Here is an 18,206-nt window from a genome sequence, read left to right on the forward strand (position 1 = left end):
ATGCTGGTTAATCTTTGCGACTATAAACAGAGCGTGACGCTGATTGCTAACAGCGGCGTGCAGTTTCTCGATTTTGGCCTGACTCCGCAGGACACCGCCAGCAACGGGCGTTTCGTGCGTAAAACGGCAAATGGCCCGCTGTTGCGCCTGGATTTTGATCTGGTTAACGGCCGGTACACGCTGCCTGCCACCGATGGCGGGCAGCCGGAAGTGGTCAAGCCTGAAAGCACCATTCCACTGCATAACTCCCTGAACGTGCTGGACGGCGTCTGGCTGCCGCTCCCTTTCCTGCGCTTTAACCCGCCGCGGACGTTTGTTGATGGTCCGGATAACTGGGCGCGCGTCCAGGTACGAAAGCTTTCCATTCCCGACGCGGCTGGCAATACGCACCGGGTCACCGTCGCGCTCGACAGCCAGATTGCAGAGCATGCAACGTCTGCCCTGTCGCCGGTTGAAAACGATATCCTTAACGGCACGCGTTTCGCGCTCGCCTGGCGCGACAGTGAGGTTGAGAGTTTCCTTGACCAGACCTGGATTGACGGCTGGCTGCGCGAAGCCTTTACGCAGTTTGCCGACGGGGTTGAAAAACGCTCCGAGCGGGAGCTGCATCAGGCCATGCGCAGCTTTGAATATCAGGCACACTGGCTCAACCTGCTCTCCATGCTCGGGGAACAACTCACCGTGCCGGAAGTGAAGTTTGTCACCCATACCCTGAGCACCCCTGCTATTCCTGTCGATCTGATCCTTGACGTAGGCAACACCCACACCTGCGGCGTGATTATTGAAGATCATGGTGATGCCAACGACGGCCTGCGCCAGACGGCTGAACTTCAGGTACGATCTCTGAGTGAGCCACAGTTCCTGAATGAGCCGCTGTTTACCAGCCGTCTTGAATTTTCCGAAGCGCGTTTTGGCAAGCAGCACTTCTCGGTGGAAAGCGGCCGGGAGGATGCATTCGTCTGGCCGTCCATTGTCCGCGTGGGTGATGAAGCGCGTAAGCTGGCAATGCAGCGTCTCGGCACGGAAGGCAACAGTGGAATTTCCAGCCCGCGTCGCTATCTGTGGGACGAGACGCCGGTGGTGCAGGACTGGCGCTTTAGCCAGATGAACAGCAAAACCCAGCGCGAACCGCTGGCAACTGCGTTTCCGCTGATGAACCTGATGAACGACGACGGGGAACCACTCTTTACGCTGCCGCAGGATGAGCGTCTGCCGGTGTTCTCTCCGCAGTACAGCCGCAGCACCCTGATGACGCACATGCTCTGCGAGCTGCTGGCTCAGGCGCTTGGCCAGATTAACAGCGTGGCCACCCGCTTGCGGCTCGGCTTCCCGGCCTCTCCCCGCCAGCTGCGGACGCTGATCCTCACCCTGCCTTCGGCAATGCCGAAACAGGAGCGCGAGATTTTCCGTCGCCGCATGTTCGAAGCCATCGCCATCGTCTGGAAAGCGATGGGCTGGCACCCGCAGGATGAAGATTTTGCCAGCCGCAAGCAGCAGGAAAAAAGCGTGGTGCCGGTCCCTGAGATCCAGATGGAGTGGGACGAGGCCAGCTGCGGCCAGCTGGTGTGGCTGTATAACGAAGCCATTTCCCATTTCGGTGGTCAGACCGAGGCCTTTTTCGCCTCCCTCGCCCGACCGGATCGCGCGCCTGAGCCTGGCGTCCAGCCGGGGCGTGCGCTGCGCGTGGCCTCGATTGATATCGGCGGCGGCACGACGGATATGGCTATCACGCACTATCAGTTAGATGATGGTTCCGGAAATAACGTCAAAATCACCCCGCAGCTGCTGTTCCGCGAAGGGTTCAAGGTCGCTGGCGATGATACGCTGCTGGACGTGATCCAGCGCTACGTTCTGCCCGCGCTGCAAACCCAGCTTCAGAAATCCGGCATAGCCGATGCCTCCCAACTGATGGCATCCCTGTTCGGTGATTCCGGGCGGATCGATACCCAGGCGGTCCTGCGCCAGCAGACGGCGCTTCAGCTTTTTATGCCGATAGGTCACGCGATCCTGGCGGCGTGGGAATCGAGCGATGTTGACGATCCGCTGGCCGGGCTGCATGCCACCTTTGGCGACCTGCTTACGCAAAAACCGACGCGCAACGTGATGAATTATCTCCAGCAGGCGATTGACCATGCGTTGCCTGCCGGCTCAGAACACTTCGATCTGTTCAGCGTACCGCTGCACGTCAGCTTTCGGGAGATGCGGGACGCCATGCTGGCGGGTCAGTTCACGCTTGCCGCCCCGCTTCATGCGGTATGTGAGGCGATCTCTCACTACAGCTGCGATATCCTGCTGATCACGGGACGGCCGGGCTGTCTGCCGGGCGTTCAGGCCCTGATTCGCCACCTGCAACCGGTGCCCGTCAACCGCATCGTCTGGCTGGATAAATATCAGGTTCATGAATGGTATCCGTTCAGCCAGCAGGGACGGATCGGCAACCCGAAATCCACCGCTGCGGTGGGAGCGATGCTCTGTAGCCTGGCGCTGGATCTTCGTCTGCCGCGCTTTAACTTTAAAGCAGCGGATATCGGCGCGTACTCTACGGTGCGCTATCTGGGCGTGCTGGATAACACGATCAATACCCTGCGGGACGAGAACGTCTGGTATCACGATATCGACCTCGATAAACCCGGCGCGAAACTGGACGCCCGTCTGCACTTCCCGCTGCGCGGCAACGTTACGCTCGGCTTCCGGCAGCTGGCCAATGCCCGCTGGCCCGCGACGCCGCTCTATACCCTGAGCATCAACTCTGCCGAGCTGGCGAAAGCCATTGCGGGCGACGGCGTACTGAACGTGCGCCTGAAGCTGCGTGGCGGCACTAAACAGGAAGGTCCGGAATCTTTCGAGCTGAGTGATGCCTGGCTACAGGACGGCACGCCAGTGCCGCCGGATGCCCTGACCTTTAAACTTAATACTCTGGCCGATCGCCGACACAGCGGCAGCCACTACTGGATCGACAGCGGGAGCGTATACCTCAAATGACTGCGACGACTGCCACCACTCAGGCCTTAATCGGGTGGATCAACGAGACGCGACAGCACGCCCCGATGCTGGATAACGAAGCCGACGCCCTGCTTGCCCGCCTTAACGCACTAAGCGCGCGTGAAGAGGCGCTCGATCGCGCCCTTGTCAGCCAGGGCAGTATCGGCCTATATGGCCATTCGCAGGCCGCGAAAGCGCACCTGCTGGCTGCCCTGTGCGGCAGCGGGGACGAACGGCTGAACGTAACGCCGGGTCAACGCACGTTTGATTACTTCTCGCATATTAACCCCGGGCATGCACCGACCAACATGGCCGTGCGTTTCAGCAGAGCGTCCCGCGAGGTCGCAGACGACGCGTTTCCCCTGCGCCTGCGCCTGGTAACGGAGGCCGAGCTGGTGCAGCTGTTTATCGCGCGCACCACGCTGGATCCGCAGATCCGCGCGGTGGATAAATCGGTGATTGAAGCCCGGCTTGAGAAGTGGCGGGCGCTGCGTCAACCGCAGAGCGTGCCGGGAATGACGGCGCGGGAAGTCGCGACCATTGCCCGGTTCTGGCAAAGCGTAGTACCCGGCGCTAAGCAGCATATTGATGATGCCCTGTGGCACCAGTTTGCTCTGCTGGTTCCGTCGCTTGATCTCAGCACCCGCGCCAGCGTCTGGTCTCTGCTGTGGGGTGAGCAGCAGGAGTTAACCCAGCAGTGGCTTAAATTCGCCCAGGTGCTGCATCAAACCAGCCATGCCAGCGCGCTTGCGGCGCCGTTGAGTCTGCTGGTGGACAGCTTTGGTCTACCCTGCGAAGGCTTTCTTACTCACGGGGCGTTTACCGTGCCGGAAGCACAGGAAACACTGCTTCATCCGATAAAAAACGGCGAGCTGCTTAACGCCATTAGCCTGCCCGTTGATGTACTGGCATCTCTGACCCGCGAAGTGGTGCTGCCCGTTGAGAACTGCGTGCTGGATACCGTTGACGTCATTGATATTCCGGCCATTCCTGAGGAAAACACGCCGCTGATGATGCAGGCAAAATGCCTGTGGTTGCTGGAGCATTATCGACAGCACATTCAGCCGGATGTCCTGGTTATCTGCAATGCAACGGCGCACCACCAGCAGACCGCGAAAACGGCAAGGCTCCTGCAAAACTGGGTCAAAGAGACGCAGCCGGTTGAAGAATCCGCGTTGCCGGGGCTGGTCTGGGCCATTACCCCTCATGATGCGCGGTTTACCACAAAGCAGAATCTGGACGAAGCGGTGCAGCAATTGCTGGGCCAGCCGGGTCTGCGCTGGGGCACGCTTCAGGCGCTCGATAGCCACAGCATGCAGCGAGTGATTGAGTGGCTGTCGCAGGCTACCCTGCCGGCACAGCGCCAGAAGCGTCTCCGCGCGCTGAAAAAGCTGTTACAAGAGTCGCTGTCGACGCTGATGCGGCCATATGTCGCGCCTCTCACTCAGGAGCCAGGCGCAGGGCGGGCAATGGCCGAAAAAATGGTCCGAACGCTACAAGGCAGTGCCGCTCGTCATGGTGAACTGCTTGAGGGGCTTCTGCCGCCGTTAAACGCGTTTGAGACGCTGCTGACCGTCCACCAGCCTCGTGAGGAACAGGTCAACGGCCTGTTTAACGATGTTATCGATCTGTTTGCGGAAGAGACGCAGGAAAATCCAGGCGCGTTGCAGACCAAAGACAAAGCGCGGCTGGCCCATAACGTGTGGGTTAACCATCTTCGTCAGTGGAGTCGCAACGACGCGGCGGCTGCCCGTCTGGGCCTGGACGCAGAGGTATTACAGCAGATTGCGGATGTGCTGATCGTTACCAGCTATCGGCTGGATCTGCCGCTGCAACTGCAACGCATTGCAGAAAAAGATAAAAGCAGCGCCGCGCAGCTGCATGCCGCGACAGGCAATTTCATTAGCTGGCTTGGCTATGAACTGACACCCGTCTCTGAACGGCCTGCAAGCCGGATCCGCAAAGGTGAGCCAATTTTTGTGACGCCCGTTGTGAGCAGCGCCTCACCCCGTCTTACCCGACTTGGCGAGCAGCCTGTCCATGCGGCGACAGCCTATGTTTATGACTGGTTGGTTGCGCTCTACACCCGCGCGATTGAGAACGTGGATTATCAGTGTCCGTATGACGTTCAGCCTGCGGCACGGAAAGCCTTGTCTGCCTTGCTGTCTTAATCATTCCAGCCCGCAACAATGCGGGCTGCCCATTCATGAGCCGTTTATGAAGCCAGACAAAGCCTGAGCCAACGCTGACGGGTTTTCCCAGGACATTGAATGGCCCGCATCAGGGATAATTTTTACAGCAACGCCGTTTTGTTGCAGACGATTAAAATCGTCATCAGGCAGGGATCGCTCACCAAAAACTAACATTACCGGGCAGCGCAATGACAAGAACAGGTGTTCCCAGTCAGGTTTAACGCCCTCGACCAGGCTTGTTGCGCCGCGCCAGACGGCCCAGGGGGCATTACTTTGAAGGCTTCCAGCCCACGGCGACGTTTCCGCCCGCAGCATGTCATCATAGCCCTGAGCCAGAAAATGTTGTTCCGTTTGGGCCGCAATTGCCCGGCTGAACATCCCGCCACCCGCATGAAAATTGGGTTCAGACACTATCAGGCCCTTAACGCGCGACGTTAACAGCGTTGCCGTTTCGATCGCGATACTCCCCCCCATGCTATGACCATAGAGCCATAGACTATCCAGGCCGAGATGGTTTAACAGTTCAACCACCACCTGCGCCTGTTCGCTCGTGCGATAACGGTAGTTGTCAGGTTTGTCACTGTAACCGCTACCGGGAAGATCGATCAGAATGGCTCTGCGCCCCCCGAAACGGGTATCACAGACAATACGAGGATATTCATACGACGATGCACAGCCCAACCCGTGGATAAACACAACCGGGTCACCGAAACCGGGAAGATCCTGCCAGCGCACAGTGCAGCCTGCTTGCTGCGAATAGAAACTGTTCATAAGCACTCCATGTATGACAAACTGTATATTTATACAGCCTCAATGTATGGAATGCTATGTCTGGATGCCGATTCTGGAAGCGTGCTTCAGAAAAGAGAGATCAACAGGGCAACAGGAAAGCTCATCGGCCAGGTGGAACCCACCAGGAATGCGCTCAACAGGCGAATACGTTTACGATCTTTAGACAGGAACCAGGTGATTAATGCGCAGATGGAGGCCATGATTGCGTAGAACACCAACATCTTTTGATACAACGTCATTCTGTTTACCTGAGCCGAAAAATAACCGCACGCAATATGCGTCATATGTTGACACAGATCAAGTTTTTTCGTTACATCATAACCACTTAAATACTATGGATAATAACAACTGAGTACCTTGTGTAACAACGCCGGGTAAAGCAAAACGGTTATTATTGATAACATGCAAATTAAATGCACTTTTTGATAAATCCATCCCCGCAGAAAGCAGTTTAATAACAGCAGGCTTTTAAGGGAGGAAACATGCTACGCATTCCGCAGAGTTGCATTCACACCCGTTCCACGCCTTTCTGGAACAAAGAAACGGCCCCAGCTGGCATTTTTAAACGTCACCTTGATACGGGCACGCGTCCGGGCGTTTACCCTCGCCTTTCGGTGATGCGTGGCGCAGTGCGTTATCTGGGCTATGCTGATGAATTTACACCTGAGCCTGACAGCGAGCTCGTCATTGAAGCGGGTCGTTTCGGCGTTTTCCCGCCAGAGAGATGGCACCACATTGAGGTGATGACCGACGACACCCTGTTCAATATTGAATTCTTTGTTGAACCTGAGGTGCTTAAGTCCCTTTAAGCACCCGCCAACATGAAGGAAACTATGATGTTACGTATTCCTGAAAACTTTGTTCATACCCGCTCGACGCCGTTCTGGAATAAAGAGACCGCCCCAAAAGCGCTTTTTACCCATCACAACACCAAAGCCGGCGTGTACGGTCGGTTGTCCGTCATGCAGGGTGCGGTGCGTTACTTTGGCTTTGCCGATGGCGACGCCACCGAGCCCGATCTGGAAGTGGTCATTGAGGCCGGTTCTTTTGGCATCTCCCCACCGCAAAAATGGCACCGCATTGAGCTTCTGACCGACGACACCTATTTTAATATCGACTTTTTCGCGGATCCTGCCGTCACGCTCAGCGGTGCGGGCATCGGTAAAGTGGTCAACACGCATAAGGAGTAAATAATGGGTAAGGCTACCTATACTGTGACCGTCACCAACAACAGCAACGGCGTGTCAGTGGATTATGAAACAGAAGCGCCAATGGAGCTGTTGATCCCGGACGTCGCGGCAGATGTCGTGAAGGATCTGGTGAACACCGTTCGCGCCTACGATACGGAAAATGAACACGAGGTATGTGGCTGGTAAGCTGAATCGCCCGGCACTGCGCCGGGCATGAGGGTTTAGTGTTTAAACATGACATGTCGGACTACCGTGTAATCCTCAAGTCCGTAGACCGACATATCTTTTCCGTAACCGGATAACTTCATCCCGCCGTGCGGCATTTCGCTCACCAGCATAAAATGGGTATTGACCCAGGTGCAGCCATACTGCAACCGTGCGCTGAGGCGATGGGCGCGTCCGACGTCTTTTGTCCAGACGGACGAGGCCAGGCCGTATTGCGAATCGTTAGCCCAGTTCAGCACCTGCGCTTCATCCTCAAATTCTGTCACGCTGACCACCGGGCCAAACACTTCTCGCTGGACGATCGCATCTTCCTGCTTCGCCCCGGCCAGCAGCGTTGGCTGGAAGTAATATCCTGCCCCCTCTTTTTTACTGCCACCGGTGACGACGCGGATATGTCCAAGGGTTTTGGCTTCGTCCACGGCAGCACAAACGCGGGAAAGATGCGCTGCGGAGCTGAGCGGGCCCAGCTCGGTTGAAGCATCGTCCGGCGCGCCCATTTTCAGGCTGGCAACGGCTGCGCCCAGCTTTTCGACCAGCGCGGGGTAAATCCCCTTCTGGGCATAGATACGACAGGCTGCTGTACAATCCTGACCAGCATTGTAGAAACCAAACGTACGCACGCCTTCAACCACGGCATCCAAATCTGCATCGTCAAAGACAATGACCGGCGCTTTTCCGCCCAATTCCATATGGGTACGTTTAACTGAAGATGCGGTATGCCCGATAATATGTTCTCCGGTAGCAATAGAGCCGGTGAGAGAAACCATACGGACTTTTTCGTGGCCGGTCAGCGGATCTCCTACGGTTTTTCCGCGACCAAACAGCACGTTCAGCACGCCTGGAGGGAAGATATCTTTCGCCAGTTCCGCCAGCTTCAGCGCCGTCAACGGGGTGATTTCAGACGGCTTGATGACGACACAGTTTCCCGCCGCCAGCGCGGGCGCCAGCTTCCACGCCGCCATCATCAGAGGATAGTTCCAGGGCGCAATAGAGGCGACAACGCCAACCGGGTCGCGGCGGATCATCGAAGTATGTCCTTCGAGGTATTCTCCGGCAGCCAGCCCGTTCAGGCAGCGGGCGGCCCCGGCAAAGAAGCGAAACACATCGACCACGGCCGGGATCTCGTCCCCCTGGACACAGTGCAGCGGTTTCCCGCAGTTAAGGGATTCCAGATTTGCGAACGCGTCAGCGTTCGCTTCTATCACATCAGCCAGTTTCAACAGACATTCGGCGCGCGTTTTCGGCGTCGTTTGTCCCCACTCTGTAAACGCGCGATCGGCAGCCTGGACGGCAGCGTCCACCTGTGCTTCCGACGCTTCAGCAATCTCCAGCAGCACATCACCCGTGGCAGGATTATAAACCGCCTGCTTCTCACCTTCGCCGGCCACCAGTTCACCATTAATCAGCAATTGATTTTGCATAGCATCGTCCTGTTGAAATCGACATTGTTTTCGCTGTCAGCACACGTTCTGGCGGACATGTACGTGACAACGTCACGTACATGTCCGCACTCCTTTACTAAAGGTAGACCGCGCGTCATATCGCTTCAGGAATTTTCATCAAGGTGTGACTGGGTGCAGCATCATTTCGCGGATTAGCCCCGCCAGCTGGACGACCGCCTGCTCTTCCCGCTCGCCCCATCCCCATGAGGTATTGAAACGGAAAAACGGTGTCCAGATATTGGAGGTGGAAAACATCTTGCCGGGCGCAATGCTGATTTGATGGGTTAACGCCTTCTCACTCAACCGCCCCGCATCCAGCTGTTCAGGCAGTTCCAGCCATAAAAAGTAGCCGCTGTCGTTATGATGGATTTTGACGCCGGCAGGCATATGGCGCAAAAGCGATTGCCAGGCCTGCTGTTTGCGTTCAGCAAGCGTGCGTCGCAGGCGGCGAAGGTGGGCGTCGTAACGTTTGGTCGCCAGGTAATCCACCAGCGCCAGCTGCATGGGAGAACTGGTGGATAACGTACTCATCAGCTGCAACTGCTGAATACGGCGCGCATGTTTTCCCGCCGCCACCCAGCCAATACGAAAACCAGCCACCAGACACTTGGAGAATGAGGAGCAGTGCAACGTCATATCCTGCTTATCCCAGGCCTTTGCCGGAAGCGGCTTTTCGCGGCCAAAGTAGAGTTCGCTGTAAACATCGTCTTCAATCAGCGTGACGTTATGCCGGGTGAGTAAGGCCACCAGCTGAGCTTTCTTCTCTGCACTCAGCGTGAAGCCGAGCGGGTTCTGACTGTTGGTCATCAGCCAGCAGGCTTTCACCGGATAATCTTTTAACGCCTGCTCAAGGGCACTGAGATCGATGCCCTCACGCACGTCAGTGGCAACCGACAGCGCTTTCAGTTTCAGACGTTCAAGCGCCTGGAGTGCGCCATAAAAACAGGGATTTTCAACGATAACCCAGTCCCCTGGTTCAGTCACAGCCTGCAAACTGAGGTTGAGCGCCTCAAGCGCGCCCGCGGTGATCACAATTTCATCCGGGGAGATATTCATTCCCTGCTGAGCGTAGCGACGGGCAATGGCATGACGTAAGTCGACGTTACCCGGCGGCAGGTTTTCGATCACGCTCATGGCGGTAGCCGTTTTGCTGACGTTAGCCAGCGATCGGTTGAGTTGCTGAAGCGGGAAAAGGCGCGGATCGGGAAACGCCGAGGCAAAAGGGACAACGGAGGGGTCGCGGCTGGCCTGTAGCACGTCGAAGATATAGGTGTTAATGTCGACCACTTCATCGCGCATCACCTGCGCGGGCGGTGCAGGCTGGTGTGGGGTCGGGCGGGCGGCAACGTAATAGCCTGACTGCGGTCTGGCAACAATGCGCCCCTGACTTTCCAGCATCTGATACGCGTGGCCCACGGTCATAAAACTCATGCCGCTGCTTGCCACCTGCTCTCGCAGAGAAGGTAACTTATCGCCCGGCAACCATACGCCAAGCTCAATCTGCGAGATAATTTGTTGCGCCAGACGCTGGTATTTTTTCATCAGATTCTCCTTATTGCTGACAGTGTATATCAGCAGGAGAAAAAGAGAAGATTTTGCTAACTGTTATGGGAAACGCGGCAGATTACTTGCGGTACTCAGTAATGTGATTCTGAGCCGAACGCGCTGCGGCCAGGTGGTCGAGCGTGATCATTGCCGATTTGCAGAAAATGCATTTCGCGCCGAACGGATTTTTGTCAGACACATCAAAAGCTGAGGTGCGGTACTGCGAGCCATGACAGCATGGGCAGCGGAAATGGATATAAGAAGTCATAGGATTCTCCTGTAAACGTAAAAACGTAAATTACTCATGAGCCGATCAGGCAAAAAATGGTTCGATACAAAACTAATCGGAATGTAGATAAAGACCCAAGAGAGGCTGCGGAGAGGCACAACGTGATGAGAACTGCTTTATAAAACTACGTCAGATATTTATTTGGATTCAAAACCAGAAATCCATTAACGCATGTTGCTGGCGACAAAGCAAGCTGTTTAATGCGTAATAATCATAAAAAGAAATTTTTTATTCTTACTTGTTAGCTATATCAGCCAGATAAAGTTCACCTTTTCACACAACTGTTATAGGTAAATTATCAATTTCTGCTTCTGATATCTCATTCCCCCCCTCTTTATCATAACAGTACACCGTTTAACATTGAGGCAATGCATGTTTGGTCCAGATGCGTTTCATCTTGCGCGAATACAGTTCGCCTTTACCGTATCCTTTCATATTATTTTTCCGGCGATAACCATTGGCCTGGCGAGCTATCTCGCCGTGCTGGAAGGGCTGTGGCTGAGAACAAAAAATCCCGTCTGGCGATCGCTGTACCATTTCTGGTCAAAGATCTTCGCCGTCAACTTTGGGATGGGCGTGGTCTCCGGCCTGGTGATGGCTTATCAGTTTGGCACCAACTGGAGCGGGTTTTCGCAGTTCGCGGGCAGTATTACCGGCCCCCTGCTGACCTATGAAGTGCTTACCGCGTTCTTCCTTGAGGCGGGGTTCCTCGGGGTGATGTTGTTTGGCTGGAATAAGGTCGGGCCGGGGCTGCACTTCTTTTCGACCTGCATGGTCGCACTGGGGACCCTCATGTCTACGTTCTGGATCCTCTCGTCAAACAGCTGGATGCAGACACCGCAAGGGTATGAAATCATCAACGGTCAGGTCGTTCCGGTGGACTGGTTTGCCGTGGTGTTTAACCCCTCCTTCCCTTACCGCCTGCTGCACATGTCGATAGCGGCATTTCTCAGCAGCGCACTGTTTGTTGGTGCCTCCGCGGCCTGGCATTTGCTGCGCGGAAACAATACCCCCGCTATTCGCACTATGTTCTCCATGGCGTTGTGGATGACGTTAATCGTGGCCCCAGTCCAGGCGCTGGTGGGGGATATGCACGGGCTTAATACCTTAAAACACCAGCCAGCGAAAATAGCCGCCATCGAAGGTCACTGGGAGAATCCGCCGGGTGAGCCTACTCCACTGCTGCTGTTTGGCTGGCCGGATATGGAGCAGGAACGGACCCGTTTTGGCCTGGAAATTCCCGCTCTCGGCAGCCTGATCCTGACCCACAGTCTCGATAAACAGGTTCCGGCATTGAAGGAGTTCCCAAAAGAAGATCGCCCGAACGCCACCATTGTCTTCTGGTCTTTCCGCATCATGGCCGGCCTGGGGATGTTGATGCTGCTCCTGGGCGTGACGGCAATCTGGCTGCGTTACAAACAGCGCCTTTATACATCACGTTCCTTCCTGTGGTTTGCCCTGCTGATGGGACCGTCCGGGCTGATCGCGATCCTCGCCGGATGGGTAACAACGGAGGTCGGCCGCCAGCCGTGGGTCGTCTATGGACTACAGCGTACGAAGGATGCGGTTTCCGCGCATGGCGATCTGCACATGAGCATCAGTTTGCTGGCCTTCTTCGTGGTTTATACCGCGGTATTCGGCGTGGGTTACAGCTATATGGTGCGTCTGATTAAAAAAGGGCCGCAGCCCCATGAATCCTTCGCGACTGAATCCGATGGCCGCCCTGCTCGTCCGCTTTCTGCCGTCACCACTGAATTTAAGGAGTAACCGTAATGGGTATCGATCTTTCCATTATCTGGTTCGTGATTATCGTTTTCGCCACGTTGATGTATATCGTGATGGACGGTTTTGATCTGGGGATAGGCATCCTGTTTCCGGCAACGCCGAATGCGGACGACCGCGACGTGATGGTCAACAGCGTGGCTCCCGTCTGGGATGGCAACGAAACCTGGCTGGTGCTTGGCGGTGCGGCCCTGTTTGGCGCCTTTCCTCTCGCCTATGCGGTTATCATCGACGCGCTAACCATTCCACTGACAATAATGCTGATCGGGCTTATATTTCGTGGGGTCGCCTTCGAATTTCGCTTCAAGGCCACTCCGGCGCACCGCCCGTTCTGGGATAAGGCCTTTATTGGCGGGTCAATTGTGGCGACCTTCAGCCAGGGCATCACCGTCGGTGCGGTCATCCAGGGGTTCAGCGTCACCGGTCGAGCTTACAGCGGTGGTCCGTTTGACTGGTTTACCGCGTTCAATTTTTTCTGCGGAGCGGGTCTTGTGGTGGCTTACGCGCTGTTAGGATCAACGTGGCTGGTAATGAAAAGCGAAAATGCCCTGCAAAAGCGGATGCGTCAGCTATCGAAAGTGCTTCTGCCCCTGCTTCTGGTATTCATTGCGATAATCAGTATCTGGACCCCTCTCGCCCAACCAGCCATTGCTGCGCGCTGGTTTACTCTGCCGAATCTGTTTTATCTGCTGCCTGTTCCTGCGCTGGTTGCGATCCTGAGTCTGTGCCAGTGGCGCTGCCTGCACGATCCTGCGAGCCATACCCTGCCGTTTATCATGACGTTAGGCCTGGTTTTTCTTGGCTTTAGCGGGCTTGGGATCAGCATCTGGCCGCATATCATCCCGCCGGACATTACCCTCTGGCAGGCCGCTGCGCCAGCCCAAAGCCAGGGCTTTATGTTAGTGGGTGCACTGTTGATCATTCCCGTGATTCTGGTCTACACCTTCTGGAGTTATTACGTTTTTCGAGGAAAAGTACAGCATGGGGAGGGTTATCACTGATGCAACAACCTGTATGGAAACGTTTGATGTGGCTTGCCATCATCTGGGGCGGCAGCGTCCTGGCGCTGGCCTGCGTAAGTATGCTCTTTAAAATGCTGATGGCCGCAGCTGGATTTAAATCGCACTAACTCGCTGACCGGGCGCGCCGCCGCCCGGTCCCTTCCCGCACTTTCAGATAAACCCCATTAACACCCAGGAGGGTATGGTTACACTGAAAAAATATTTACAGCATTGATAGTTTGAGAAGAAAAATGAAAAAGCTCGCGGCAGTAAGTTTAATCAGCCTTGTACTGGCTGGATGCGTTAATCCTGGTAAAGCCTCCGTTCAGACCGATCAGTTAGAGAATCACCGTTTCGTTCTTGAAAATGTGGATGGCAAAGCAGTCAAAGGCGGGAAAACGCAGCCTGAAATTCGCTTCAGTGCGCAACCCAATATCAGCCTGATTAACAACATTGTCGTCTCCGGCACAATGTGCAACGGCTTCAACGGCCAGGGTAAACTGTCCGAAGGAGAGTTGACGGTCAAAACGCTAGCAATGACGCGGAAACTCTGCACCGAGCCGCAGCTAAATGAACTGGATCAGACCATCGCCGATATGCTACGCACAGGCGCACAGGTAGACCTGACCGAAGACCAGTTAACGCTGGCGACAGCCAATAAGACATTGATGTTTAAGCGAGTTGAATAACTCAGTAGCTTCCGCACGAACCAACGGCAAGCGACTGCTCACTACAGCGTTTGCCATTTGGCAACGCGCACATGCCGATGGCTGAGCCGTCGAGCTGACGGGCAACGGAGAGTGAACCGCCGATCATTGCGCAGTTGGCCTGACCTGAACTGGACATAGCCGCTCGCATACCCGGCGTAACGTGTGCCGCTGTCGCCTGCTGTACTGGTTCATTGCTGCATGCCGACAACAGTAACGCGGCACATCCGACCCAAAATGCTGTACGCATACCTTCCTCCCCATAATTAACGCGAAACCTATGCATAATAGGCATCACGCGCCGCATCGTCGAGAGCGGATGTGCGTATTTATGCGCCCTGGTAACAATTTCTCGCAATTTTTTAACGCGAATAGCCTTCGAGTCATTGATACAGCGCATACCAAGGACACAAAAGCGAAAATCGTAAAACCTGAGCTTTGCTAAAATACACAGATAATATTCAGGGTCTGTCGTCGTTTTACAGACCCCTCTTTTTGCGCAATGTAAGGGTGTTGTCCTATGCAAACTATTGACGGCAATGGTGCAGTCGCGTCTGTTGCGTTTCGTACCAGCGAAGTGATCGCCATCTACCCCATCACTCCCAGCTCCACGATGGCTGAACAGGCTGACGCCTGGGCTGGTAATGGGATAAAAAACGTCTGGGGCGATGTCCCGCGGGTTGTTGAGATGCAGTCCGAAGCCGGGGCCATTGCCACCGTGCATGGTGCGTTGCAGACCGGTGCCCTGTCGACCTCGTTTACGTCGTCTCAGGGGCTGCTGTTGATGATCCCCACGCTTTACAAGCTGGCAGGGCAATTAACGCCGTTTGTGTTGCACGTTGCCGCACGCACCGTAGCCACTCACGCTCTCTCTATTTTTGGCGACCACTCAGACGTGATGGCCGTGCGTCAGACCGGCTGCGCTATGCTCTGCGCCAGCAGCGTACAGGAAGCACAGGACTTCGCGCTGATATCGCATATCGCTACGCTGAAAAGCCGAGTGCCATTTATTCATTTCTTCGATGGTTTTCGCACGTCCCACGAGATCAACAAAATCGTTCCACTGCCGGACGACACCATTCTCAATCTGCTGCCGCAGGCTGACATCGATGCGCATCGCGCTCGCGCCCTCAATCCGGAACATCCGGTGATCCGGGGTACCTCTGCGAACCCGGATACCTATTTCCAGTCCCGCGAGGCGACAAACCCGTGGTACAACGCGGTGTATGAGCACGTTGAACAGGCGATGGACGATTTTGCCGCTGCGACGGGCCGCGAATATAAGCCGTTTGAATATTACGGTCATCCGCAGGCCGAGCGCGTGATCGTCCTGATGGGCTCTGCCATCGGCACCTGCGAAGAGGTGGTCGATGAGCTGCTGACGCGTGGTGAAAAAGTTGGCGTGCTCAAAGTTCGCCTCTACCGTCCCTTCTCAGCGAAACACCTGCTCGCAGCCCTGCCGGACAGCGCGCGTGCCGTGGCAGTACTGGACCGCACCAAAGAACCTGGCGCACAGGCTGAGCCACTTTATCTGGATGTGATGACCGCACTGGCTGAGGCGTTTAACCGCGGTGAGCGCGAAACGCTGCCGCGCGTCATTGGCGGGCGTTATGGATTGTCTTCAAAAGAGTTCGGGCCGGAGTGCGTCCTTGCGGTATTTGCTGAACTGCGCGAGGCAAAACCGAAGCCGCGCTTTACGGTCGGCATTTATGATGACGTGACTAACCTTTCTCTCCCTTTGCCGGAAAACACCCTGCCCTCGAATGCGAAACTGGAAGCGCTGTTCTACGGTCTGGGCAGCGACGGCAGCGTCTCGGCGACCAAGAACAACATCAAAATTATCGGCAACTCTACGCCGTGGTATGCGCAAGGATATTTCGTCTACGACTCCAAAAAAGCGGGCGGACTTACCGTCTCCCACCTGCGCGTCAGCGAACACCCGATCCGCTCGGCATACCTGATTTCTCAGGCGGATTTTGTTGGCTGTCACCAGCTCCAGTTCATTGATAAATATCAGATGGCCGAGCGCCTGAAGCCCGGCGGTATTTTCCTGATCAACACCCCTTACAGCGCCGACGAGGTCTGGGCACGCCTGCCCCAGGAAGTGCAGGCAGTGCTTAACCAGAAACAGGCGCGCCTGTATGTCATTAACGCCGCGAAGATCGCCCGCGAATGCGGCCTGGCGGCGCGCATCAATACGGTTATGCAGATGGCGTTCTTCCACCTGACCAATATTCTGCCGGGCGACAGCGCGCTGATGGAACTCCAGGGGGCGATCGCCAAAAGCTACAGCAGCAAAGGTCAGGAACTGGTTGAGCGCAACTGGCAGGCGCTGGCGCTGGCCCGCGAATCGCTGTTCGAGGTGCCGTTGCAGCCGGTCAATGCCAGCAGTCCGAACCGGCCGCCAGTGGTGTCTGACGCCGCCCCGGATTTCGTCAAAACCGTCACGGCGGCGATGCTTGCCGGACTGGGAGATACCCTTCCCGTCTCTGCGCTTCCGCCTGACGGCACCTGGCCGATTGGCACGACCCGCTGGGAAAAACGCAACATTGCCGAAGCGATCCCTATCTGGAAAGAAGAGCTGTGCACCCAGTGCAACCACTGCGTGGCGGCCTGCCCGCACTCGGCCATTCGCGCCAAAGTGGTGTCACCAGAAGCGTTAGATGGCGCACCGGAAAGTTTGCACTCGCTGGATGTAAAATCCCGCGATATGCGTGGTCAGAAATATGTACTTCAGGTGGCGCCGGAAGACTGTACCGGCTGTAACCTGTGCGTCGAGGTGTGCCCGGCGAAAGATCGTCAGGACCCGTCAATCAAAGCCATCAATATGATGTCGCGTCTTGAACATGTTGAAGAAGAGAAAGTGAATTATGATTTCTTCCTCGACCTGCCCGAAATCGATCGCAACAAGCTGGAACGCATTGACATTCGTACCTCGCAGCTCATCACCCCGCTCTTCGAGTACTCCGGGGCGTGCTCCGGCTGCGGCGAAACACCGTATATCAAACTGCTTACCCAGCTTTACGGCGACCGGATGCTGATTGCCAACGCGACGGGCTGCTCGTCGATCTACGGAGGTAACCTGCCGTCCACGCCGTACACTACCGACGCAAACGGTCGCGGCCCGGCGTGGGCAAACTCGCTTTTCGAGGACAACGCAGAATTTGGTCTGGGATTCCGTCTGACGGTCGATCAGCACCGCGCCCGCGTAATGCGTCTGCTGGCACAGTTTGCCGATAAGATCCCGGCAGAACTGAATGATGCCCTGCATGCGGAGGCCACACCTGACGTTCGTCGTGCGCAGGTTGCTGAACTGCGCCACGCGCTTCAGGGTGTTGAAGGGGCTGAACAACTCCTGACTGATGCTGACGCGTTGGTTGAAAAATCTATCTGGCTGATCGGCGGCGACGGGTGGGCCTACGATATTGGTTTCGGTGGTCTTGATCATGTCCTGAGCCTGACCGAAAACGTCAATATTCTGGTGCTCGATACTCAGTGTTATTCCAACACCGGCGGACAGGCCTCGAAAGCAACGCCATTGGGGGCGGTCACGAAATTTGGTGAGCACGGCAAGCGCAAGGCGCGTAAAGATTTGGGCGTCAGCATGATGATGTATGGGCACGTCTACGTCGCGCAAATTTCGCTTGGGGCGCAGCTCAACCAGACGGTGAAAGCCATTCAGGAGGCGGAAGCGTATCCAGGCCCGTCGCTGATCATCGCCTACAGTCCGTGTGAGGAGCATGGCTACGATCTGGCACTCAGCCACGACCAGATGCGTCAGCTCACCGCAACCGGCTTCTGGCCACTGTACCGCTTTGACCCGCGCCGTGCCGATGAAGGGAAATTGCCGTTGGCGCTGGATTCGCGTCCGCCGTCAGACGCCCTTGCCGAAACCTTACTTCAGGAGCAGCGTTTCCGCAGGCTGAACGCCCAGCAGCCTGAAGTAGCAGAGCAGCTATGGAAGGATGCGGCAGCGGATCTTCAGAAGCGTTATGACTTTCTGGCGCAACTGGCAGGAAAAGCCGAAAAATCGACCAGTGAATAACCTGTATGCCCGGC

The 18,206-nt window shown here is 56.0% G+C and carries 16 protein-coding genes; 10 read left to right on the top strand and 6 right to left on the bottom strand.

The window, feature by feature from the left end; all coding sequences use genetic code 11:
* Both ACOTX1_RS08900 and ACOTX1_RS08905 read left to right on the top strand, forming a co-directional pair.
* Positions 1–2,982, top strand: a complete 2,982-nt coding sequence (locus ACOTX1_RS08900) for a virulence factor SrfB (RefSeq protein WP_023314210.1) — start codon at positions 1–3, stop codon at positions 2,980–2,982.
* Positions 2,979–5,153 (top strand): virulence factor SrfC family protein, encoded by a 2,175-nt coding sequence (locus ACOTX1_RS08905; RefSeq protein ID WP_023314211.1) that lies wholly within the window; start codon positions 2,979–2,981, stop codon positions 5,151–5,153. The genes ACOTX1_RS08900 and ACOTX1_RS08905 overlap by 4 nt, the downstream gene beginning before the upstream one ends.
* Positions 5,154–5,186: 33 nt before the next feature.
* Here ACOTX1_RS08905 and ACOTX1_RS08910 read toward each other — a convergent pair whose 3' ends face one another.
* Both ACOTX1_RS08910 and ACOTX1_RS08915 read right to left on the bottom strand, forming a co-directional pair.
* Positions 5,187–5,945: an alpha/beta fold hydrolase gene (locus tag ACOTX1_RS08910; RefSeq protein ID WP_003856961.1), complete on the bottom strand. Its 759-nt coding sequence runs from the start codon at positions 5,943–5,945 to the stop codon at positions 5,187–5,189.
* A gap of 86 nt (positions 5,946–6,031) precedes the next feature.
* On the bottom strand, positions 6,032–6,205 hold the full coding sequence (locus tag ACOTX1_RS08915; protein WP_003856960.1) for a GhoT/OrtT family toxin: 174 nt from the start codon (positions 6,203–6,205) through the stop codon (positions 6,032–6,034).
* A gap of 243 nt (positions 6,206–6,448) precedes the next feature.
* On the opposite strand from ACOTX1_RS08915, the gene ACOTX1_RS08920 reads away from it, so the two are divergent.
* The 3 genes from ACOTX1_RS08920 to ACOTX1_RS08930 are packed head-to-tail and all read left to right on the top strand — an operon-like array spanning position 6,449 to position 7,342.
* On the top strand, positions 6,449–6,775 hold the full coding sequence (locus ACOTX1_RS08920) for a DUF1971 domain-containing protein (RefSeq protein WP_015570441.1): 327 nt from the start codon (positions 6,449–6,451) through the stop codon (positions 6,773–6,775).
* Between the two features lie 27 nt (positions 6,776–6,802).
* Complete coding sequence (locus ACOTX1_RS08925; protein WP_003856958.1) at positions 6,803–7,156, top strand: DUF1971 domain-containing protein; 354 nt, start codon at positions 6,803–6,805, stop codon at positions 7,154–7,156.
* Between the two features lie 3 nt (positions 7,157–7,159).
* Positions 7,160–7,342, top strand: coding sequence for a DUF1869 domain-containing protein (locus ACOTX1_RS08930; RefSeq protein WP_003856955.1), 183 nt, complete (start codon positions 7,160–7,162; stop codon positions 7,340–7,342).
* A gap of 35 nt (positions 7,343–7,377) precedes the next feature.
* Here the strand turns inward: ACOTX1_RS08930 and patD are convergent, their stop codons facing one another.
* From patD to ACOTX1_RS08945, 3 genes are all read right to left on the bottom strand, one after another.
* Positions 7,378–8,802, bottom strand: coding sequence for an aminobutyraldehyde dehydrogenase (gene patD / locus ACOTX1_RS08935; protein WP_023314212.1), 1,425 nt, complete (start codon positions 8,800–8,802; stop codon positions 7,378–7,380).
* 138 nt (positions 8,803–8,940) lie between these two features.
* A complete protein-coding gene (locus ACOTX1_RS08940; protein WP_023314213.1) occupies positions 8,941–10,365 on the bottom strand; it encodes a PLP-dependent aminotransferase family protein in 1,425 nt (474 codons plus the stop codon).
* Between the two features lie 82 nt (positions 10,366–10,447).
* Positions 10,448–10,636 carry a hypothetical protein gene (locus tag ACOTX1_RS08945; protein ID WP_023314214.1) on the bottom strand — a complete coding sequence of 63 codons (189 nt, stop codon included), beginning with the start codon at positions 10,634–10,636 and terminating at the stop codon, positions 10,448–10,450.
* A gap of 393 nt (positions 10,637–11,029) precedes the next feature.
* On the opposite strand from ACOTX1_RS08945, the gene ACOTX1_RS08950 reads away from it, so the two are divergent.
* The 4 genes from ACOTX1_RS08950 (at position 11,030) to hslJ (ending at position 14,129) form a co-directional block, all read left to right on the top strand.
* Positions 11,030–12,424 carry a cytochrome ubiquinol oxidase subunit I gene (locus tag ACOTX1_RS08950; protein WP_003856944.1) on the top strand — a complete coding sequence of 465 codons (1,395 nt, stop codon included), beginning with the start codon at positions 11,030–11,032 and terminating at the stop codon, positions 12,422–12,424.
* Positions 12,425–12,429: 5 nt separating this feature from the next.
* Entirely contained in the window at positions 12,430–13,440 is a 1,011-nt protein-coding gene (cydB, locus tag ACOTX1_RS08955) for a cytochrome d ubiquinol oxidase subunit II (RefSeq protein ID WP_023314215.1), read from the top strand.
* Complete coding sequence (locus ACOTX1_RS08960) at positions 13,440–13,568, top strand: DUF2474 domain-containing protein (protein WP_017693358.1); 129 nt, start codon at positions 13,440–13,442, stop codon at positions 13,566–13,568. Before cydB ends, ACOTX1_RS08960 begins: the two co-directional genes overlap by 1 nt.
* A gap of 123 nt (positions 13,569–13,691) precedes the next feature.
* Positions 13,692–14,129 carry a heat shock protein HslJ gene (gene hslJ / locus ACOTX1_RS08965; RefSeq protein ID WP_023314216.1) on the top strand — a complete coding sequence of 146 codons (438 nt, stop codon included), beginning with the start codon at positions 13,692–13,694 and terminating at the stop codon, positions 14,127–14,129.
* Position 14,130: 1 nt separating this feature from the next.
* Here the strand turns inward: hslJ and ACOTX1_RS08970 are convergent, their stop codons facing one another.
* Positions 14,131–14,397 (bottom strand): DUF333 domain-containing protein, encoded by a 267-nt coding sequence (locus ACOTX1_RS08970; RefSeq protein WP_023314217.1) that lies wholly within the window; start codon positions 14,395–14,397, stop codon positions 14,131–14,133.
* Positions 14,398–14,667: 270 nt separating this feature from the next.
* Between ACOTX1_RS08970 and nifJ the strand changes: the two genes are divergently transcribed.
* A complete protein-coding gene (gene nifJ / locus ACOTX1_RS08975; RefSeq protein WP_023314218.1) occupies positions 14,668–18,192 on the top strand; it encodes a pyruvate:ferredoxin (flavodoxin) oxidoreductase in 3,525 nt (1,174 codons plus the stop codon).
* Positions 18,193–18,206: the final 14 nt, after the last annotated feature.

This window comes from Enterobacter cloacae complex sp. IR5401, from assembly GCF_049238425.1.
Taxonomy (GTDB): domain Bacteria; phylum Pseudomonadota; class Gammaproteobacteria; order Enterobacterales; family Enterobacteriaceae; genus Enterobacter; species Enterobacter hormaechei_C.